General features: G+C 43.1%; 17 protein-coding genes and 2 pseudogenes. 6 read left to right on the forward strand and 13 right to left on the reverse strand.

What is annotated here, in order from left to right; genetic code table 11:
- Positions 1–71: 71 nt before the first annotated feature.
- A pseudogene (locus tag V7L05_RS19580) lies at positions 72–512 on the reverse strand (RNA-guided endonuclease InsQ/TnpB family protein); the annotation flags it as partial.
- Between the two features lie 62 nt (positions 513–574).
- Positions 575–1,789: an anhydro-N-acetylmuramic acid kinase gene (locus V7L05_RS19585; protein ID WP_335166408.1), complete on the reverse strand. Its 1,215-nt coding sequence runs from the start codon at positions 1,787–1,789 to the stop codon at positions 575–577.
- A 462-nt stretch (positions 1,790–2,251) separates the two neighbouring features.
- On the opposite strand from V7L05_RS19585, the gene V7L05_RS19590 reads away from it, so the two are divergent.
- On the forward strand, positions 2,252–3,049 hold the full coding sequence (locus tag V7L05_RS19590) for an Npun_F0296 family exosortase-dependent surface protein (RefSeq protein WP_335166410.1): 798 nt from the start codon (positions 2,252–2,254) through the stop codon (positions 3,047–3,049).
- Positions 3,050–3,321: 272 nt separating this feature from the next.
- Here V7L05_RS19590 and V7L05_RS19595 read toward each other — a convergent pair whose 3' ends face one another.
- The gene (locus V7L05_RS19595; RefSeq protein ID WP_335166411.1) at positions 3,322–4,215 is read right to left on the reverse strand and encodes an isopenicillin N synthase family dioxygenase; all 894 of its coding nucleotides are present in this window, start codon (positions 4,213–4,215) and stop codon (positions 3,322–3,324) included.
- A gap of 76 nt (positions 4,216–4,291) precedes the next feature.
- Between V7L05_RS19595 and V7L05_RS19600 the strand changes: the two genes are divergently transcribed.
- Complete coding sequence (locus V7L05_RS19600; RefSeq protein WP_335166412.1) at positions 4,292–4,876, forward strand: Npun_F5749 family FMN-dependent PPOX-type flavoprotein; 585 nt, start codon at positions 4,292–4,294, stop codon at positions 4,874–4,876.
- Positions 4,877–5,394: 518 nt separating this feature from the next.
- Here V7L05_RS19600 and cysE read toward each other — a convergent pair.
- The 7 genes and pseudogenes from cysE to V7L05_RS34790 form a co-directional block, all read right to left on the reverse strand.
- A complete protein-coding gene (gene cysE / locus V7L05_RS19605) occupies positions 5,395–6,159 on the reverse strand; it encodes a serine O-acetyltransferase (RefSeq protein WP_335166413.1) in 765 nt (254 codons plus the stop codon).
- Between the two features lie 50 nt (positions 6,160–6,209).
- Complete coding sequence (locus tag V7L05_RS19610; protein ID WP_335166415.1) at positions 6,210–6,356, reverse strand: histidine kinase; 147 nt, start codon at positions 6,354–6,356, stop codon at positions 6,210–6,212.
- Positions 6,357–6,374: 18 nt separating this feature from the next.
- Positions 6,375–6,866 (reverse strand): hypothetical protein, encoded by a 492-nt coding sequence (locus V7L05_RS19615; protein ID WP_335166417.1) that lies wholly within the window; start codon positions 6,864–6,866, stop codon positions 6,375–6,377.
- A gap of 262 nt (positions 6,867–7,128) precedes the next feature.
- A complete protein-coding gene (locus V7L05_RS19620; RefSeq protein ID WP_335166419.1) occupies positions 7,129–9,234 on the reverse strand; it encodes a flotillin family protein in 2,106 nt (701 codons plus the stop codon).
- 153 nt (positions 9,235–9,387) lie between these two features.
- Positions 9,388–9,801, reverse strand: coding sequence for an ATP synthase F1 subunit epsilon (gene atpC, locus V7L05_RS19625; protein ID WP_335166420.1), 414 nt, complete (start codon positions 9,799–9,801; stop codon positions 9,388–9,390).
- A gap of 116 nt (positions 9,802–9,917) precedes the next feature.
- Entirely contained in the window at positions 9,918–11,366 is a 1,449-nt protein-coding gene (atpD, locus tag V7L05_RS19630; RefSeq protein WP_335166422.1) for a F0F1 ATP synthase subunit beta, read from the reverse strand.
- A 248-nt stretch (positions 11,367–11,614) separates the two neighbouring features.
- Positions 11,615–11,725 (reverse strand): annotated as a pseudogene (locus V7L05_RS34790) (PEP-CTERM sorting domain-containing protein); the annotation flags it as partial.
- Positions 11,726–12,365: 640 nt separating this feature from the next.
- On the opposite strand from V7L05_RS34790, the gene V7L05_RS19640 reads away from it, so the two are divergent.
- Complete coding sequence (locus V7L05_RS19640) at positions 12,366–12,491, forward strand: hypothetical protein (protein ID WP_335166425.1); 126 nt, start codon at positions 12,366–12,368, stop codon at positions 12,489–12,491.
- Between the two features lie 524 nt (positions 12,492–13,015).
- On the opposite strand, the gene V7L05_RS19645 is transcribed toward V7L05_RS19640, so the two are convergent.
- The gene (locus V7L05_RS19645; protein ID WP_335166427.1) at positions 13,016–13,678 is read right to left on the reverse strand and encodes a PEP-CTERM sorting domain-containing protein; all 663 of its coding nucleotides are present in this window, start codon (positions 13,676–13,678) and stop codon (positions 13,016–13,018) included.
- Positions 13,679–14,913: 1,235 nt separating this feature from the next.
- Between V7L05_RS19645 and V7L05_RS19650 the strand changes: the two genes are divergently transcribed.
- The 3 genes from V7L05_RS19650 to V7L05_RS19660 all read left to right on the forward strand — a co-directional run bounded on the left by V7L05_RS19650 (position 14,914) and on the right by V7L05_RS19660 (position 18,059).
- A complete protein-coding gene (locus V7L05_RS19650; protein WP_335166429.1) occupies positions 14,914–16,218 on the forward strand; it encodes an efflux RND transporter periplasmic adaptor subunit in 1,305 nt (434 codons plus the stop codon).
- Between the two features lie 792 nt (positions 16,219–17,010).
- Positions 17,011–17,469, forward strand: coding sequence for a hypothetical protein (locus V7L05_RS19655; protein WP_335166430.1), 459 nt, complete (start codon positions 17,011–17,013; stop codon positions 17,467–17,469).
- A 335-nt stretch (positions 17,470–17,804) separates the two neighbouring features.
- The gene (locus V7L05_RS19660; RefSeq protein ID WP_335166432.1) at positions 17,805–18,059 is read left to right on the forward strand and encodes a DUF7219 family protein; all 255 of its coding nucleotides are present in this window, start codon (positions 17,805–17,807) and stop codon (positions 18,057–18,059) included.
- A gap of 270 nt (positions 18,060–18,329) precedes the next feature.
- On the opposite strand, the gene V7L05_RS19665 is transcribed toward V7L05_RS19660, so the two are convergent.
- Positions 18,330–19,361, reverse strand: coding sequence for a VOC family protein (locus tag V7L05_RS19665; protein ID WP_335166434.1), 1,032 nt, complete (start codon positions 19,359–19,361; stop codon positions 18,330–18,332).
- Positions 19,362–19,784: 423 nt separating this feature from the next.
- Positions 19,785–21,632, reverse strand: coding sequence for a protein kinase domain-containing protein (locus V7L05_RS19670; protein ID WP_335166436.1), 1,848 nt, complete (start codon positions 21,630–21,632; stop codon positions 19,785–19,787).
- Positions 21,633–21,794: the final 162 nt, after the last annotated feature.

The raw sequence follows: 21,794 nt of genomic DNA on the forward strand, positions 1-21,794 counted from the left end.
ATCCTTTTGAGGATTACCCCATAGAGGCTAATCATCCCCCGATTTCTCGGTTTAGATTAAACGAATCGCACACAAGTCTTGGTGGATGGATACCATTGATCCACGAATACCAATTGCTTATCCTTCTTTTTGTCAACCCATTCTAGGATTTGAATAAACTCACCAAAAGCCAAGTCTGATATCTTTCTACCCCAGAGACATTGCATCCCTTTGAGATTTAACGTCTCAAAACATAGCACATCAAATCTATCCGTTAGTCCATGAGCTAGCTTCCAAAACCAATCACGCCTATGGTTAGAAACATCCTCATGCTTGCGTACTAAATTCTTTCTAGATCGTTCCCGGTTGACCGAACCTTTTAACTTTGTAGAGTGATGCTTGCTGACTTTCTTAATGGTATTGAGTGATTGTTTAAAGAATTGGGGTGATTCAATCTTAGGGCCATCCGAGCAAGTGAGAAATGTCTTGAGTCCAAAATCAAATCCCGCTATTTTACCAGTCGTAGATTTAACTAAGACGATGACTCAGTTGATTGAAGACTGGATTGATAGACTACAGGAAGAAAAGCCGTCCTTTATGACGGGGCTTTAGACCCAGTTTTTCGGTAAATTTCTCCTAAAAGCACTTCTTGAGGTGCCCCAGTCGCAGTAGGTAGGTTGCCAGGAATACCCAAATGTCGCCAGTAGGCTAAAACCGCGAAGGCGATCGCTTCTTTAAAATCTGCGCTCAAGCCGACTTCATCTGTAGTCCAGACTGGTATTGATGTCAACAATAACTGTAATCTTTGTTTCAAATAGAGATTGCGACTACCACCGCCACATAATAGTACGCGTTGTGGCATTTCCGGCAAAAAAGTGCGGTAACTATGGACAATTGAAGCAGCTGTAAGTTCCGTAAGAGTTGCCAGTATGTCGGCAGCATTAAGTTGGTATGCTTGGGCATCTTTTAAGCACTCATGCAGGTAAGTCACACCAAATAACTCTCGACCAGTGGATTTAGGCGGTGGTAAATGAAAGTAGTCTTGGTTGAGCCATTGTTCTACCAATGGATGGCAAGGAGTACCACTCGCTGCCCAATTGCCATCTTCATCGTAAGTTTTAGCACCAGCGCTTAAATGCTCCACCGCCAGATCCAACAGACTATTTCCTGGGCCAGTATCCCAAGCGCGAATTTTTGAGAGCCAGTCGCCATGCCGAGGCGGAATATAAGCAACATTACCAATACCACCAATGTTTTGAATACAACGCCCCTCCTGGGGATGACTGAGTAAATAGGCATCTACTCTGGGCACCAGAGGCGCACCATGACCACCAATAGCGATATCAGCAACGCGGAAGTTGCTCACAGTTGTAATGCCTGTAAGATGGGCAATTAATGCACCGCGCCCTAGTTGCAGACTGTAGCCGAGTGGGGAGTGGGGAGTGGTTTTCTTCACGATTTCCCGATCCGCAGGTGGTCGATGATAAACTGTCTGACCGTGGGAGCCAATAAGAGTGGCTGGCTGATGACCAATTTGAATATTTTGGGCGGCTTGAGCAAAGACAATGGCGATCGCATCATCTATTTCTGCCAATTCTGCCATTGAGATGGCAACGCCTGCACCAACTGCTAATATTCTTTCTCTAAGTTCGGCTGGATAGGGATATGTTACCCCAGCTAGCAACTCAACTTTGAGATCCAATTCTGTACCGGAAATCTCTACCAACGCAGCATCTATACCATCTACAGATGTGCCACTAATTAAACCGATAACGCGAGTAGAAACAGCAGCTTCTTCAATTGGATGCATTGATAAAGATTCTTTTGTTGATTGCAATAGGTAGTTTAATTGATGTTATTATCCATGTCAAAAAAACTCAGGTGGTATACTTGACTGGAGAAAGACCAGTAGCAGATAAGCTGATGCTTCCAGACCCGGACAAATTATCCTCCGGGTGACATCATGCCTCATGCCTTCTTTATCTAGAACCCTAAAAATATAAACTGCCTGCAAGTCACAAAATAGCACCTTTTATAAAAAAAGTTTGTTTACAATTTAGCACCGATAACTTTGCGCTCTCTACATAAAGCGATAGATGTTACAGAACTTAATATCAGTGATTTTACTCTAAATGAAGTCCAATAAATTACATTTTTATCTGGGTAGAATCAAATCAAAAAAGTAGTAATCCTTCTGATGTTTAAATCTAGAAGCATATCGCACAATGGGCTTTGAACGAGAAAAATTTTAAAACCGAGAAGAATTGTAACAATGAAAAGTCTTTTAATTAAGTCCGCGATCGCTTCTGGTATCGTTTTGTCTTTAGCTACTATTACCCGTCCTGTAATGGCTTCGTCTTTTACGGTATCGATAGAAAACGCAGGCGTACAAAATGCACAATTATCAAATCTTCTGAATGCTCATGTGCAAACGTTTGATGCACAAACAGCAGGTTACAGTGCAACAGGCTTTCAATCGAATGATGGAACCACAAATGTTGGTAGCTATAAGAATACTCTGATTGTGAATGCAGACCAATATGGTGGTGCTGGTGGAACAGGCAAATATTTTGATGTAAACGCCAACATATCTGGTCAAACGGTTTCTACCCTAAATTTGACAACCGCACAAAGTTACTTTGGACTTTGGTGGTCTGCAGGAGACGCTAATAACGTACTTACATTTCTTTCACAAGGTAAGGTTGTAGAAACTATAACTACTGCTGATGTGGTTAAATATATCGCAGCGTTAACAAATAAAGCCAGCTACTACGGTAATCCTAATTCGACATTCGCAAATCAGAATTCTGGAGAACCCTATGCGTTCATCAACTTCTATGATGTTGCCGGAACTTTTGATCAGGTTCAATTCAGCAATATTGGCGGAACTGGTTTTGAATCAGATAATCACACAGTCGCCACTAGCTACAAGAGTATCACCGGTAGTGTAGTTACCAAAGCAGTTCCTGAGTCTTCTTCTCTATTAGGAGTTTTGGTGATTGGTTTTGTGGGTGCAACTTCAGTTATGACTCGTCGAGTCAACAAAAAGTCAGTTTTGCAATTGTCATAAGTGGATGCCTAAGCCAGGAATTCACCCTCCTGACTCGGCGTTGACAAACCGTGCATGAGACGTTAACCTCACACGGCTCCTGAATAATTTGGTAAGATTTTCCTGATTTTCTCTATACCCTAACCCCAGGCTCCACGTTCGCGTAGCGTGCCGTAGGTAGAATTTCCAAACTTCCGACGACAATTCAACATTAAATACAAGTTAGGGCGAGCTTACTTACGGTAGGTTCGCCCTAGTCCTTTTGTCATTTATGATCAGATATTCTCCTACGGTCACGAATTTGTATAAGTTGCTTTTAAACGACTTAAAAGATATTTTCCCGCAAGGATAGGGGGATAAATAGGCGATTGTTCTTTCTGGCAACTCTCCAAACAAGCAATTTTTGTATCATCATTAGGATGACAGAAAAAAGCGATAGAATACCGGGACTGGTTCACCCTGCGATCGCTCGGAATCATTACCCGATGCTTAGTTGAGCAAAACAGATGATTTGTCCACCGTTGCATTAAATCGCCAGTATTGACTAGTATAGTATCAGGAATTGCAGGCGCGGCAATCCACTCTCCAGATGCTGTCTTTACTTCCAATCCCTCAACGTCATCTTGGAAAAGTAATGTAATACTGCCATAATCGGAATGCTCACCAGCACGCACTTGTTCGGGTTTGGGTGGTGTCTGCAATGGGGGATAGTGGAGCCATCGCAAGGTATGATTTTGTTGATTGTGTCTTGTGATAAAAAAATCTTCTGGCAATTCCAACGCCAAAGCAAATGCTTGCAATACCGTGTTAGCAAGTTCTGTGCAACTATCATAAAAGGCGAGAATAGAAGCATCTATGTCTACAGCCTCTTGTTTATCTAAATTCAACACCTCTTTCAGGTCGCCTGGTTTATTGGGGTCAAGACGTTCTCTCTCAAGACCAACATAACCCGTGTTATTAAATTCATCACTCCAAGCTTGCTTTTGCTTAACTTCTAAAGGTAAATTGAAGAAAGATTTGCTCTGAGTGAATACTTGCTTTATTAGGTCTTTTGATATTCCTGAATTCTGCAAGTACATAAAGCCAATTTCATGGCAAGCTTGATAGATTTGTTTGATAACAGTTTGCCGAGTTGTGGTGTTGCCACTGGTAAAGGCAGTTAAATTTATTACGGGGATTGTAACCATTTATACATAATTAGAGATTTTCTGTTTTGTTAACATATAAAGTAGTATACTCAATACTTAGGTACGGAACTTTACAATGTCTCTTGCTCCTTGGCGAAGCGCGATCGCCCATGCGCTCCATCGCAACCGCAGCCTTGTTTATGCCCGTTACCTCCAACTAGCAACGGTGCAAGCGAACGGTCGCCCCGCTAATCGTACCCTAGTTTTTCGCGGCTTTCTGGAAGATACAAACCAGCTAAAATTTATCACCGATGTCCGTAGCGCCAAAGCCGACCAGATACAGCAACAACCTTGGGCAGAAGTTTGCTGGTACTTTCCCAATACACGAGAACAATTCCGAATCACAGGTTGTTTGACCCTAGTAAGCGGTGATGATTCTGACCAGGATTTACAGCCAGCCCGGATCAGTATGTGGCAAGAATTGAGTGATGCGGCGCGTTTACAGTTTGCTTGGCCGCATCCTGGTAAACCCAGAGTCGAAACCCCAGAAGCTTTTGCACCATCAGCACCCGACCCCGTGCAGCCAATGCCTAATTTTTGCCTACTGCTACTCGATCCGGTGCAGATAGATCACTTAGAATTACGTGGCGAACCACAAAATCGAAGGTTTTATCAGCGTGATGAAAATCAAGAGTGGTTTTGTGAAAAAATTAATCCTTAATTTTTTCAGTTAGGAGTTAGGAGTTAAGCACGGTTATTTCATTCTCCCCTAGTCTGCCCTACGGTGTACACACAAGTCCAAAAAAGCTCGATTTCCCATTGTTCTCTGGTTCTCATGCAGAGCATGGGAATGGCTGATTAGAGGCTCTGCCTCCGGTCAGGCATTGAGCCAGAGACTCAATGAATGCATTCCCATACTGAGTATGGGAACGAGGAACGAGGAAAGCCTTATCAAGTTAGGTTTGGTTTTTAGGATTTGTGTGTACACCGTAGTAGTCCGCCAGGGAATAAATTCCCCATCTTATAGCTAAAGTGGGTTTTAACCGACTATTAATAAGCTTTTGAGTCCGTTTTAACCGACTTGGACTATAAGAAAAGGAAATTTATTTCCGGGCGGGTTATGCCAAGAATGAAATAGTCCTGGAAGTTGGTTCATTCGCAATTACATTGTGTAATTAATTCTGTTCGACTACTGGTGATTTTTATTCCTCACTCCTCACTCTTAACTCCTAACTTTATTTAAATGCCAGCACCATCTAGAAACTCCTGTATTGCCTTATCTTTAAGGCTACACACAGGAGCATCTTGTGATAAATCAGCTTGGTTAGAAGCTACACAACCTGCGAAGACAAGAGTTTTTGCAGAAGAGTTGGTGCGCTGAAGAGTTTGTATTTGTTCTTCTAGCGCCTCAATCCGGTCTACTAAAGCCCGAATTACTTGAGCTTCCGAATCTGGTAAGTTATTGTGTTCAAGAGGTGCAACCCGGACTCCAGAACGATATATGATCCGCCCAGGCACGCCTACTACAGTACAGTCTGAAGGCACATCCCTTAGAACAACAGACCCAGCGCCAATACGGACATTATTGCCAATTTGAATATTGCCCAGCACCTTCGCTCCAGCTCCGAATACCACATTTTCACCCACGGTGGGATGGCGCTTGCCACATTCTTTACCAGTACCCCCAAGGGTGACACCTTGATAAATGAGAGCATAATCTCCCACGATCGCAGTTTCACCAATTACTACACCCATGCCGTGGTCAATAAACACACTTTGCCCAATTACTGCACCAGGGTGGATTTCAATTCCAGTCAAAAACCGAGCCAAGTGAGAAATCAGGCGGGGAATAAAGGGAAGACCAAGAATATACAGCCAGTGAGCCAGCCTATGGAATAGCAGGGCTTGCAAACCAGGGTAACAAAATAAAACTTCTAACCAGTTACGGGCAGCTGGGTCACGTTCAAATATGATCTGAAAGTCAGCACGCAGTATAGATAGCACGAGATAGCACCCTCGGAAAGCACAACAAGCTACTCTCCCATATTATCCTCTCAGGTGTTAAGCGTAAAAATTGGGAATGGAATATTGGGCGTTGGGCATGGGGCATTGGGCATTGAGCATTGGGGCATTGAGCATTGGGGCATTGGGCATGGGTTATTCCCCTTGTCCCCCTCATCTCCCTCATCCCCACTCCCCACTCCCCCCTGCTCCCCACTTCACTGCTGCTCTACCTTCAGAGTATAATCGCGCTTGACTCCAGGATTAAATGTACCTACCCAAATCCGATAGGTGCCACTTTTCCAGTTGCGATCGCTAACGCTAGCATCTTTACTTTTGCCAGTGTCATCGCCGCAACGAATCGTCGTTTGATCTGGTCCTTGGATCAGTAAAGTGGTGTCGCTATTGTTGCTATCGACTTGTATTGTCATCTGGGAAAAGTCCTTTTCCAAAACCATAATATGATCTGGAGTAGGATCGGCAAAACCGATACAGGCTTTTTGATCGCGATCACGGTTACTTATGGCAGACAATGAGTAAGAACCACCTGTAAACCCCTGCACTATTCCTTGTGCTGGATTAAAGTTTGTTGACAGGCTGAAAGTACCAAAATTTGCTGTCTGTGCTATTGCAGGGGTAGCTGTTATGGCAGTAAGTATAGCCAACAGCCAGCCACTTCTAAACTGAAGTCGGGGGCGACAGTATTTCATAGTAGCCCTCCAACAGGCTTTTAAATTAGTAATGATATATACATATTTTAAGGAAAAAAATATAGTGAAATTTCGGTTTAATGTGCCACATTAAAATGTGCCACATTCAAAATTCAAAATTCAAAACCTCACCCTGTCCTGACGGACATCCCTCTCCTTACCAAGGAGAGGGACAGGTTTTACGTAGCAGAACCAGGGTGAGGTTTTTTTGAGCTATTCGATTGTACAGATGTACACTCGCCGATTCATATTATTAGGAATGTTACTTATCCGTCGGAAAATTCACAACTATAGGTGGAAGACCATTTTCTGCGGTTGGTTGTGCTTTGGTAACTAATGGTTGTGGATGCAAAGGTGTTGGTGTCAATTCACCCTTACCGGTTTGATTCCATAAAATCAGGGATAGTAGCCCATCCACTAAGCCGTTATTGCTGCCGTTACTGCCAACTAAGATATCTGGAATCAAGCGGACATTGCGATCGCCGATAATCTGCATTAGTTGCATTGCTGTATAACCTTGTGGCCCCAAAGCTTCCACACCAGCACTGTATGTTTCAGCTTTCGCGTTACCTGTGGCACGAATACCTTCAGCCTCAGCAATTGCCCGGAGTTTTGTACCCTCAGCTTCACCGTTCGCCTGCTTAATTTGGGCTTGGGCTTTTAGGTCAGCTATATGCACACTCTGCTCCGATTTCACCATTTCTTGCTGAATATTAGCCAGTGCCGTTTCCCGAACAAGCTGCTGCCGTTGGGTTTGCGCCATCTGCTGGACTTCATAAGTCTTGCGTTCTTCTTCAGCAATTTTCCGGTCTGTCTGTGTTTGCATTAATGATGCTGGTGGCTGAATATCACCAATCAGGGTGTCGATCGCTTGCACGTCATAAGCCCGCAATGCTGTTTTAATATACTCAGAAGCCTCAGTTTGTCGCTCACTCCGAGCAGTTAGAAAGTCGAGTACAGTACAGTTTTGGGCTGAGTTGCGGAAATAATTACCGATAGTCGGTTCTAATACATGGTCTACCAGATTTTGCATTGCACCGACGCGAGAAATTACCTTCGGGGCATCTAAAGCACCGACGTGGATAATTTGTGCTACTTCCAAATCAAAGGCAAATCCATCACGCGATCGCACAGTTAGAGAAGCTAGTTGAGCATCATAGCTGTGGCGTTCAGTACGACCTGACCAGTTTAAGACAATGTTGGTCGTTGGCACCAGTTCCATCTTCATAATCCGGGAATTAATCGGATGCTTACCAGGATATAGCGGTTCGACCCACACACCCTTATGTCCCTGATTTACCAAGTTACCGTGGGTGAAAGCTGCACCACTGACATCTTGATGCGCCTTACCGACGAAAGAAATCACCACACCCACATACCCAATGGGAATTTCTGTCATCGGCACTTGCTCAACCTGAACAAACCAAGGATTCAAGTTCCAAGAACCAGAAAGCAAGGTCTGCTCTTGTAAGCCTCGCCGTCCACCACCATCAATAAATTTCTGACCATTTTGGAAGTTATTGTGTCCGTCAATTATCGGCCCTGCGAGTTCACCAGCAGAAATTGGTACACCATCTAAGGTGGTGACGATGCCAACTTTGTCAGATGCCAGACTGTACACCCGCAACTGTTCTGGAGTCATGCCATGAGCGCTGGCGTTTGCTGCCATGATCACTTTAAACAGGGCAGTATTCATCCGGTAGGTACCAGCCGTGAGAAAACCCATTTGCCGCCCTTTTTCGCCACCTTGGGTCAGGAATTTCCGAGCATCTTGGAAGTTGTCACAACCTACAATTTTACCCAAAATCCGCTCTGGTGGGTTGGATGCTCCATCTGCGGCCACAATCAAAGCGATTTCCCCTTGGGGAACGACAATTACCGGCTCTTTCTTTACAGAATATTGCCAAGGCCAATAGCCCCAGTGCCAACCAGGAGCTAAAGTATCTGCTTGCAAGCCAGCCTCACCGTTGAGGGCAATCAAACTGCCGGCGGGGAGTCCACGCCCGGAAAGGGTAAATTTCCTCACCACAATCCCAACTTCACGTTCGCCAATCACTACCAGTCCGCCAAAGAACAGGGGGACGAATATGACTAAACCGCTAACAAGGACGATGGGAACCAGTACAAAAGGATCAATTCCAGCAGCTTGATATTGAGTCCTGCTAGTCTGTAACTGGGCAATATTTGGTGTGGTCTGATTTAGCTGGACAGTCGCCGAAGCGATTTCTTTTGCAGTAGTTATTTTTACAGATGTAGCATTGGCAGAATGAATACTACCAGCGATCGCTAATGTTGCTACAATAGATGCTGCAAAACGAGCTACCTTATTTTGTTTACGTGTACCAAGCAAAGATGAAAAGCTTTTCATAATTTGTGCCCATTAGGACAACTAATTAGTTAAGTTAACACTTCACCAAGGCTGACCTCGATTTCTTAAACTTGGCGTAATTTTTTTAAAAATTAATAAATATCTTGTAGGTTGGACATTGCCCAACCTACAAAGTTGAAATAGAAAGTTCAATTAGACCAAACCGCCAGCCGCTTGAAACCTAGCGCGGGCGCGTTTGAAGGCTTGGGTTGCCTGAATTTGGGCTTGGCGATCGCCTCCTGAAACTTGATTCAGACGCGCTTCTGCTTGGTTGTAAGCAGCACGAGCTTCTTCAAGGTTAATTTTGTCGCCACGTTCAGCGCCGTTAACCAGAATTGTCACTTCATTTTGTTCGACTTCGGCAAAGCCACCCAAAAGAGCGATCGCTTCCCAATTCTGATTTTTAGCGGCGCGGACTCGCATTACACCAGTATCCAGGGCGGTCAAAAGTGGTGCGTGTCCAGTTAGGATGCCTAGTTGACCAGTAGTGCTAGGCAAAACGACTTCTTCAGCTGGGGCATCCCATACTGTTTTATCTGGGGAAATTACACGAACGGTTAATGTCATTTGTCCTTTGTCCTTTGTCCTTCGTCCTTTGTCTTTTGTCCCTTGCCATTAGCCATTAACCATTAGCACTTGAACTAATGACTAATGACCAATGACTAATGACTCTTGACTAATGACTAACCTTTGATTTTTGCAGCTTTGGCGATCGCTTCGTTAATATCGCCAACCAAGTAGAAAGCCTGTTCTGGCAGATCATCCAACTCACCAGACAGAATCTTTTGGAACCCTTTGATGGTATCTTCCAACTTCACGTACTTACCAGGAGAACCGGTGAATACTTCTGCCACAAAGAACGGCTGGGACAAGAAACGCTCAACTTTCCGGGCGCGCGCTACGATCAGACGGTCATCTTCAGACAATTCATCTAGACCGAGAATGGCGATAATGTCCTGGAGTTCTTTATAACGTTGCAGAGTTGATTGCACCGCCCGAGCCGTATTGTAGTGTTCGTCACCGACAATATTCGGCTGGAGCATCGTGGAAGTGGAATTCAGGGGGTCAACTGCGGGATAAATTCCCTTAGATGCCAAACCGCGAGACAGCACTGTTGTACCGTCCAAGTGGGCGAAGGTGGTAGCAGGTGCGGGGTCGGTGAGGTCATCCGCAGGTACGTATACTGCCTGAATGGAGGTAATCGAACCCTCTGTTGTCGAGGTAATCCGCTCTTGCAGTTCACCCACGTCGGTTCCCAATGTGGGCTGATATCCTACGGCTGAGGGCATCCGACCCAGTAGCGCCGATACTTCCGAACCTGCTTGCACAAACCGGAAAATGTTGTCAATAAACAGCAGCACATCCTGCTTGCTCACGTCCCGGAAGTACTCTGCCATTGTCAATCCCGACAGACCAACCCGCATTCTCGCTCCGGGTGGCTCGTTCATTTGACCATAGACTAGAGCAATTTTGGAATCATTGAGGCTCTCGTTATTGATCACCCCAGATTCGATCATTTCGTTGTAGAGGTCATTGCCTTCACGGGTGCGCTCACCCACGCCAGCAAAAACGGATACTCCACCGTGCTGAGTAGCGATGTTGTTGATCAACTCCATCATGATCACGGTCTTACCAACACCAGCACCGCCGAATAGACCAATCTTACCGCCGCGTCGATAGGGAGTCAGAAGGTCAACAACTTTAATCCCAGTCTCAAACACCGAAGGTTTGGTCTCCAGGTCAGTGAATTTGGGAGCAGAGCGGTGGATGGGTAAACTTGTCTCAGCATTTACAGGGCCCCTGTTGTCCACAGGTTCGCCAAGGACGTTGAAAATCCGACCCAAAGTGGCTTTACCAACTGGTACCTTGATGGGAGCGCCTGTATCGGTGACTTCAAAACCGCGCACTAAGCCTTCGGTGGAACTCATCGCCACAGTCCGCACTTGGTTGTCGCCCAGCAGTTGCTGTACTTCAACAGTGAGGTTGATTTCCTGTCCAGCTTCGTTGGTGCCTTTGATTTTCAAAGCGTTGTAGATTTGTGGCAATTTCCCGCCGGGAAATTTAACGTCTACAACTGGGCCAATGATTTGGGTAATGTAGCCTATGTTTGTTTTTTCTGCGGTTGTGACCATGCTGCGCCTAATGATTGAAGCTAGATTTCAGATAAGGTCGGAGAAGACATAAAGTTAAACAATGTCACCTTTCACTCTAGCACCGGACGGCGACATAACTCCCTTAGTAATTCCTTAAAAAGCAGCTTGGGATTAGAAATTAGGCTAAGTTGTATGAGATAATGACGATTTGGGAAAACTCCAGATAAAAAACTGCCGTATCCTTCAATGGCAGACACGGCAGTTACTAAAGTAAATTTGTTATGCTTTTATGCCTTGGCTGTGGCTTTTTGTTGCTGTTTGCGCTTCAGTAGCGTATTAGCACCGAAAGCACCTACTGCTAACACACCTAATATAGAACCTGGTTCCGGGACAGATTTAGAACCACCAGGGATTACGGAACCCAAGGTGATATTATCAAAGGCAATCTCATTCTTTGTTCCTCCAAATTCTACTGATTTGGCAATACCTGAAAACGATATGCTAATGGGAACGAATGGGCTAAATTCGCCAGTTGGGTCAGGTGTTCCATTAAACGTTGTTAATGGTAAATATGGTATACTGGCAAGTAAATCTCCAGTGGCGCGAACTCCGCTGTATATATTCACAAATCCGGCCTTATTGACCGCCGAATAGAAAAATGACAACCCAGTGTCGAAGCCATTTCGTGCGTTCAAGGTTACACCAGAGCCATCTAGAAAGTATAGAATTGTGTCGGGGCTGGGTTCACCACCAAAATTGCCCGAACCGCCAGCATCAGAATCGACAAGACCCAATGCATTACGTGAGAAGGTGATATTAAAGTCGTGGGGAGCTTTATTGTAGAAATCACCAACATATTCTATATCACCAACTCCTTCAAAGTCAAGAACGATTACCGCGGCTTCTGCCTTTGATACGCCTAGTGTGGACAGAGCTATAAATGTTGCTCCAATAGTAGCCATTGATAAGTTTTTCATAACAGTTGAAATTGCCATACAATATATTTCTCCAAAAAATTGGTATTTAATAGTAGGAATTTTGCCAACCAAATATGTCAGCAAAAATATCGGCGAAATTGCACATAACGCCTCAAGTGCGACAGGTGAAGTTTCAGCCTTTCGCTGCGATGCGATCGCAGATATAAGCACTAGTGAAAATGACTAAAGTTTTGAACTTAGCTTTTGTTTTCTAGTTATTTAAGGAGGTGATTAAAAGTGTTTTCCTCACTTGCTTATTCACTTAGATTAGTGGCAAATTTATTTAGTGTCGACAGTATTTGCGTGTATTCACATAAGAAATACATTCCAAATTAGATTAAATAGCAGCCAAAACCTAGATGTAAGGGGACTTATATACGTAATATCAAGTAAATAATTGACTAAACATTTGTAAAATTAAGTTGTTGCTTTCAGATAGGTTGATCAACGTGATTATGTGTAAGTCTGGCTATGTAAGCAGAATCTACACTTAAGAACTGGGCAGCAGAAATTTGTATTCGGGATTGGGGATTGAGAGAATTTGGTGGGTAATTAAGACCTGCTACAAAATTTTTAACAAAACGTCTGACTATATTTGACTATGAGATTTGCAACTATGGTGTCCCCAAATGATCATCAAAATCAAAAATTGCCGTGTTCGCTGCAAAACACGGCATTTATAAACTATGGACTTAAATCTTGGTGAATAATTTAGGCGTTAATTGCGGATTGCTGTTGTTTGCGCTTGCGAAGTGAAGTAGCACCGAAAGCCAGAAGACCCATAATTAAACCAGGTTCAGGAACTGATTTAGTCAACGTAACATTGTCAAGCAGCAATCCAACATCATCCCCGCCAATCCCTTTAAAATCTAATGTGGCATTTGTTGCGTTAGCAACGGTAAAACTTCGGGTAAAGTTTGTAAACCCTTGAGATCCGGGTAGTAAGAATGTTTCGCTAAACAAATCACCCAGAGATACGATGACAGAATCACTCGTATCATATCGTTGGTTCCCAGCAAGCTGGAAGCTGAGGTTAACTGTGTCTCCTGCTTGAAAGTTAAATGGTGTTTTAGATTGAAGTGTACCAGCTTTATCTGTTGTTCCATCCATATCTACATATAGTCCGTTACCAGGAAGGAAATCAAAAAAACCATTTCCAATCAAGTCTACAGATCCACTTGCAACCTTCCAGTAGGAAAAATCATAGTAATTTAAAGTGCCAACACCGTTATTTTCTGAATTAAAATCATCCTGTAAGAGGGTTGTAACTGTTGCTGCGCTAGCAGAATTTGTAGTAGCAAATCCGATTGCAGTCAAGGCTGTTAATGCTATACCAATCTTATTTAAGCTTTTGAAAACAATTGATTTATTCATGATTCTAGTTTCCTCAAAAATCCCAAAGGTGTGTATTCTTCCAAACGACAATTAATGACCGTCGATTAATGCTGAGAAACTCCGTTGTGATTGCACTCGAATTTTTCAGCAAAATTAGGCATAAACTCCCCCTGTGATCAGTAAGGGTTTAGCCTTTCGCGGCGATGTCTACGACGGGCTACGCCTACGCAGATATAAGCACTAGTGAAAATGACTAAAGTTTTGAACTTAGCTTTTGTTTTCTAGTTATCTAAGGAGGTGATTAAAAGTGTTTTCCTCATTTGCTTATTCAGTTAGATTACTGGCAAATTTATTTAGTGTCGAGAGGATTTGCGTGTATTCACATAAGAAATACATTCTAAATTTAGATTAAATAGCAGCCAAAACCTAGATGTAAGGCGACTTATATCCGCAATATCAAGTGAATAATTGACTAAAACTTTGTAAAATTAAGTTGTTGCTTTCAGATAGGTTTATCAACGTGATTATGCGTAAGTATGGCTATGTAAGCAGAATCTACACTTAAGAACATCGTAGTAATACACAGTTATGATACCTACCGATGAAAACCATAGTGGTTAAAAATTTAGGGTAGCGATGCCTGCGGCGAGCTTCGCTAACACTTGCTATATTAGGTTAGGAAAACTTACATAAAAAATCTCCTCTCCCTAGCGTAGGCGCAGCCCGTCGTAGACATCGCAGAAAGAGCAGTACCGTAATATTTCATTCAAATGCGTAAAATCGTGGCGAATTGAGGGTTGAAATTTAAACGCATAGGCGTTTCGCCTTCCCACAGAGTAGGATGGCAGAGGGACGCAGAAAATTTGCTCCTAAAGTTAGATCCGTTTATATTAGGGTCTTCCAAGAAATAAATTATCCAAAGAAACGAACCACTCCAGACGCAGAGAACACAGAGAGAAGAGAAATAGAGAGGATTTTTGCGTCAGTTTTGGGATATTTTTTTATTTGGAAGTCCCTTAACTCAGGCAGATCACCGACTTTCTGCGGTGGAATCATGGGTATGCCAGCATCATCAAACCTGGTCTATGATAACCAGATGGAAAATTAGGGATTCACCTTTCGGTAGATTTAGATAGAATCATCAAAACTGTATATTTGGATGGGGTAACACATAATTTGCCACAAAACCTCATGCCAAATCAGTAATTTCAATATCAGCAGATGAAGTTTTAATTGAATTCTAGTTAATTTGTTCCTTAAGTTCCTCATAAGCCATGACATCCCCTGAGCCTCAAACTGATTTTGGAGACAAACCTCCACAAACCTCATTTGAGCCACCTTCTGGAAAACGGCGGTGGCTTTGGCTGTTTTTAGCTGCACTACTATTGTTCGGGGGCGGAGCATTTCTAGTTTGGCGTTTGCTGACTCCGCAAAATTCAGCACCTTCAACTGCTAACGCTCAACCTTTAGGGGTAAGAGTCAAAATATCGACAGTACAAAGCGGCATAATTGAAGAAAGTTCAGATTTTATTGCTAGCCTAAAGTCCCAGCACTCAGTCACGCTCCAGCCAACGATTCAAGGCCGAGTTACCCAAATATTTGTGAAATCGGGAGATTTAGTCTCAGCAGGAACAGCAATTCTCCAAGTAGATTCTACGCTACAAGCAGCGATCGCTCTTAGCAATCCTGTGCCTCAAGCATTTTTAGTGCAACTGGAAAGCGCCCGCGCTGCACTCAAATCTTTGGAAGCAGAACGACCAGCTTACGTTACTAATGTGCAACTATACCAGCAAAACTACGAAAAGTATGTCACTCTAGCTGAGGAAGGAGCCATATCTCGACAGACTCGCAATCAGTATGCTGATAGGCTTGCCACTGCTAAGACTAGTCTTGATGCAATTGATTCCAGAATTCAAGCACAACGAGCCACCATATTGCAATCTGAAAAAGCTTTGCAGCAAGGTAATGTAAATACTCAAAAACTCCAGTCCGACAAAATTACCGCTCCCTTTAGTGGCACAGTTGGCGACATCTCCGTGAAAGTCGGTGATTTAGTTAATACTTCCACACAATTAGCTAATATTACACAAAATCGACCTTTAGAAGTCAATATCTCTGTACCACTACAGCAAAGTCCCCAATTGCGTAAGGGAATGCCAGTGGAGGTCATGAACACACAAGGTCAGAAGCTTGGTAGAAGTAGGATATTTTTCATTGCACCTAATATCAGTAATGAAACACAAGGGATACTGATCAAAGCTCTTTTTAATAACCCTAATGGTCAGCTACGTGCAAATCAATTGGTAAGGGCTAGAGTGTTCTGGAATCAGCGCCCCGGAGTTTTAATCCCCACAACAGCAATGACTCGTATAGCTGGGGATACTTTTGTTTATGTAGTTGAAACTGAAAAATCTCCCCAAGGTGTATCCCAACAAGTAGCTCGGCAAAAGCGAGTGAAGCTAGGGGAGATTAAAGGTAATAATTACCAAGTTATTGAAGGATTACAGCCAGAAGATAAAGTTATTATATCAGGGTTGCTCAATCTCAGGGATGGTGTTGCGATCGTTCCAGAATCTTAATTAAACGTGAGTTTGACGGTTTATATACTGTCCACCAAATTAGCTGAATAAAAAGCAATACACTTGGGTTAACGCCAAAAACCTGAAACTACGTAGGTTGGGGAGCCACTCTTGTTGCACCTAGCGTTTACAGCAGTGTTCATCTATTTGAACCACATCTGTCGTAGGGGCACAGCATTGCTGTGCCCCTACCCGCGTGGTCTATTTACCTGAAAATAAATAGCTGTAAGTAACGAAACCCACCATTTCCGGTGCTTTGTTGGGTTGCGCTTTGCTTAACCCAAGCTTATGGAATAAAAAGACCCCTAAGAGAATGTTTGAAAAGTATTTTTCGTAACATCAAAGCCTTGAAAATCTACCCCCCTAGCCTCTTGAAGATGGGGACTTTTGCAAAGCGTTAACTATAGCGCTTCTCGTTTGTATACAATACACTCTGAACTCTCTCCTAGAAATAGAGTATTGATAACAGTTCAAGATATAATTGGTTTTGTCAATAGTGATTATGCTGTAAATTATCCATGCTATCGAGTATCTATCTTATTAAGCTTTATACTAGGGTTTAAGGATAAGAATAAACGATAATTTTAAATATGATGGATGCGTAGACGTAGCCCGCCTTCTCTACGAGACGATATGCGAACGGCATCGCAGGCTAGAAAATTTGTGTTTCCAACCTCGCTTTTGACTTAATTTTAAGCATTATTGCTTATTGACAAATGCTTAATGACCTTAACCTGTCACCAACGGGTAAAGGTAAGCAATTACTTGATTATGTAAGGGAGATAAACAATTATGTCAGTGCAAATCATCCAATCTAAATGTGGTTTAGTTTTAACTTGTTTACTTGGACAGATAATCTTGTTTGCTGCGCCAGTACAAGCTGGAGTGCAGGGCAAAAGCTACAATGTCAATGTTAATTCGAGTCGGGGAGATTCTTTTACTGCTTGTTTTCAATTTAACACCAACGGCATCCTCCGCTTTTCTGGACAAAACGCTACTTATAACGTTAGTGCCGATCAGACAAGTTGGCAAGCAGTCACAAATCCACCTTCACCAGTAGCAACAATCTCACTTAATGGTGTAGTAGAACAAGCGGACTCTGTGATCAGTGGTACTGGGATGAATTCCAATAATACTAATTTTACATTTAATGGAACACTCTTATCTCAGTCAACATGTCCGGCTGAATTACCGATAAGTCCAGGAAATCTTCAATTCGGGGTAAATCGAGAAAATCCCTTCTTACAATAAGAGTACTTTAACGGCAGATCAGGGCTTTGGTGAACCAAAATAAAACCAGATTAATCTATGGCATCTTTACCAGGATAAGTTGCAATTATCACTGGTGCATCCCATCGTAATTGCCCATCGCCTAAGTAGAATTTGCAATGCCGATCGCATCTATGTAACATATTGTGCAGGTCGGTACTTTTTCCAAATTAATCGCGCAAGAGGAGCTGTTTGTCCTCCTTTTGCGCTTATGTTATCAACGCAGTAATACCGCTTTTTAATTTACTGGCGTATATTTACAGTTAGGTAAAAATTAAGTCTAGAACTCTTAATAAAAAATTACGGAGATCAAACTCATGACACAGCCTAACTCGCAAGACAAAAACAGCTTTCTTTACCCTCGTAGTCGATATTATGGAAAATTTCAGCCAGAGAACTTAGTGTTTAATGCCAACCTCCAAGAATTTGCCCAAAAAATTAGTTACATCACTTGTCTAGAAACGGCCGGAAAACTGTCTCAGGAAGAAGCTTACCAGCAAATTAGGGCGCTTTGGAAACAGTTAAAACATAGTAAAAAGGAACTGGGTATTGGTGTAAATAAAGAAGTTTAAACTTTTAGTGCGATGTGTAACTTATTTAGGAGTCTGACCAGTGATCTGAAGCACATTTAATTAAGTCGAGTTTAATCAGGAAAAAGACATATTGCTTTTTCATTTCAGTAGATTTAGTAAGCAAAAAGGCATATTGCTTTCTCCAAATGCCTGTTTGCTTACTCATTTCAGTAGATTCAGCAAGTAAAAAGGCATATTGCTTTCTCCAAATGCCTTTTTACTTACTCATTTCGGTATATCTAGCTAGTCAACTTAACGTTAAAAGGACGGTTAAAAACCTTCTAGCAAAGTCCAGAAGTAGCCATCTGGCGCAACAAAAGAAAAACTCGTTTCGCCAAATTCATTAGGAATGATGTCTGTAACTTTTTGTACAGTACTTGCCTTGATGCGATCGCAATACTCCTGTATTCCCTTAACCCGATAGGTATATAAAGACATACCCAAGCTACCTGGTTGGGCTGCTTCAAACCGCGATTCTAAATTAATCTCTTCTGGGAATCGAATGATATAAAGCCTACCACTGCGTGCAGCCATCAAGTCAGACTTAGAAGAACGGGGATCATCAAAGGTAGTGACAATAAACTTTTCACCAGGGTTAAGGTCAAAAATATCTCGACCTGCTGGCGAAGATTCATAGCTAGTTTCGACATCATCACGCACACGCAGCAAACCCAAAACTTCTTCATAAAACTTCAGGGTTTCTTTGCTGTCATCTTGAACGATAATCCCCAGATGGGTAAACTGACTAGTCTTGAGAGCAGCATTATGATTAACTTGTCCGTAATGCGGTAATGTATACCCAAACCGTTGAAATAAAACCTGTCGAGCTAAGGGTTGGAGTAGCAGCATTTCTCGCACACCAACGGCTGGCTCAATAAAAGGACGGCTTTTTCTCTCTTTGTTGTAAATGACTTCCCAATAAGGGTTAGAGTGCCTAATAGGTAAACCTGTGGCTTTTGCATCCTCGATATGATTTAAAATATTTAAAACATCCGCCGTTAAGGTTGTCGCCCAACGATTTCCCTTAATTTTCATCGATGCAATTCCCAAACCTTCATGGGTGGGGTTTTGCCAAACCATCAGCCGAATCAAACCATGATCTGCATTTTGGTGATAGAGGCGGATTGAGCGTAAAGATGAATTCACCCCATATAATTGATGGGCTACATCTGCGGTTAATTCGCCCACTTCACCAATGCGATAGCCAAATTGCTCCCAATACTGAATTGCAGAAATTGGCTCTGGGATGCCAATACAAACTTCATAAATACCTTCAATTGCAATTTGTTGTTCTTGAGTCATAATGAGTGCTGATTTCCTCGTTTACAATCTAATACCAATTCTGTATGAAGATGCGCTAAACCATATTTAAGTAGAAGAAAGAAAAACGAACCGCGTTCGCGTTAGCGTCTCCCCTTGGGAGAAGGACGCGAAGAAAGAAAGAAAGAAAGAAAGAAAGAAAGAAAGAAGTTAAAAGGGTTTGGCGCAGCTTTACAAAGAAATGGTATAACGCGATGTGCAACTTATTCTTGGAAGCCCGCTTCCATTCCTCTCCCCGAAGCGGAGAGAGGCTTTAATTTTTGCTTCCCTACTAGCGTTGGGGGTTAGGTTTCAGAGAAAGTCGCACATGCCGTAATTTATCTATGAAGTAGCGAACAAGTAAGCTGCATAGCAACTAAATTTATTTTTAAAATCTAACTTTTGAGAACGATGTTTCCCAGGAGATTAACACCTTTTCGCTGTCGATGGACTCACAAACTCATGTAAATCTGCATCCCAAATGCTGATGTAAATAAAATCGCATTCTTGGCGGATAATCTGACCCTTGACTGAGCCATTCTGAAAACTAAAATTATCAGACTGGCGCTGTTGTACCTGTTTGAGTCCCTGCTTAATTTCTTCAGTGGCTTGCCCATCTAACAATCCATTCAAGGTAGTTTCCATTACCTGCGGATCTACCGATTCGGCAAAAGATACCTCTGTTTGACGCAGCACTTTAGTATTACGATCAAATAAGTAGCCAAGTTCAATTTTGTCTGGGACAAGTTTGTAAACGACAGCACGGGTTTTGCCCCATGCGCCTCTTAAGTCTTGATTTGGTTTGCCGAGGGTAGCTTCTACAATGTTTCTTGCTGTACCTGTAGGGAATGCGGGAACGCTTTCTCTGCTGGTAGTAGCAGCTAATTTACTGCGCGGTTTCTTCTGTGGTGTGGAACGCGCTTCTGGTGTGGGATTGTCCGCCGCAGGTATCGTTTTCTTCTCTGGTTCTGGCTGTGGTGTGGATACTGGTACTGGTGCTGGAGTATTGGAAGTTACAGGTTCTTTTTCTGGCTGTGGTGTGGATACAACTGGGGGCTTATAGGTTGGCAAAGGTTCGGGAATTACTGGCTGTTGTGGTGGTGAGGTCGGTACAACTGGAACTGGAGAAGTTTGGGAAGAAATAGGCGGTTCGGAAGATGCAGGAGTCGTGGGCAAAGATTCTGGCGATCGCGTCGGATTTGTGGCAATAATTGTTTCTGGTTGTTGCTGACGAGTCATGCTAGAAATTGCGATCGCACCAAGTATGCTGCCTACTACCAAACTACCAACAATCACAGTCGGTTTTTGCCAGTTTCCCCCAGAAGCAGACCGGGCGATTGCAGAATTCTTTGGCGGGGAATATAATGGCTGGGTTTGTCGAGTCGATGCAGCAGTGGGAGAAGAAATGACTGTGGAAGTATTTGCAGCTAACTCAGGAGGTATATTACTAGCAGACTGTAAGGCATATAGCATTTTACTAGCAGTGCTGTAGCGATCGCTAGCTTGAGGCTTAATTGCTTGATTGAGTACCGCCGCAAATTGAGAAGAGACATTAGGGGCGTACTGCTGCCAAAGTATTTCCCCAGTTTTCAGATCAGTTTGTAGTTCTTGTGGGTATTTACCAGTCAGCAGATAAATCGCCGTTAAACCTAAGCTGTAGATATCAGTGGCGTAAACTGGGCGGCCAACAGCTTGCTCGCTTGGCATATACCCAGGCGTACCAATGACGAGCGATCGTGTCGGATATCCTGGAGAATTCACCACTGAACGGATTGTTTCTTTGACTGCACCAAAATCAATCAAAACGGGGTTGCCATCAATAGAACGGAGAATGATATTATCTGGCTTGATATCCCGGTGAATAATGCCTTTACTGTGAACATAATCCAAAACTGAAAGCAGACTCAGGAGAATTTGCCGAACAGCAGTTTCACTCTCAAATCCTTTGGCTTCGACAATTTTTGTCAGGGTTTGGCCATGAATCCATTCTTGGACGAGATAAAACTGCCCGTTCTCAGAAAAGTAGGCATAGAGTTTAGGAATTTGGTGACTACTTTCACCCAAATACTCCAAAGTTGCGGCTTCCCGTTCAAACCGTTGTTGAATAAGTTGGTAGGTTTGCGGGTCATTATTGGTTATCGGTTTGAGTTGCTTGATTACACAGCGACGGCGAGAAGGCATATGGACATCTTCTGCGAGAAAGGTTTCGCCAAACCCACCAGCGCCGATTACCTGAATAACTTGATAGCGATTGTTCAGCAGGGTTATTGTCATGAAAAATTACAAGGGTAGACACCCAGTGCGGAGTCGGAGACTTCCTGTTTTCTCCAGGCTTGTCGTCAGACATCGCCCTTTCCAAATGTACATCAGATGAGTTAATAGAGTTATGAACATAGTTATTTGAAACATCGACGTAAGGGACTTCCAAATAAAAAA

Source organism: Nostoc sp. (genome assembly GCF_036917755.1).
Taxonomy (GTDB): domain Bacteria; phylum Cyanobacteriota; class Cyanobacteriia; order Cyanobacteriales; family Nostocaceae; genus Nostoc.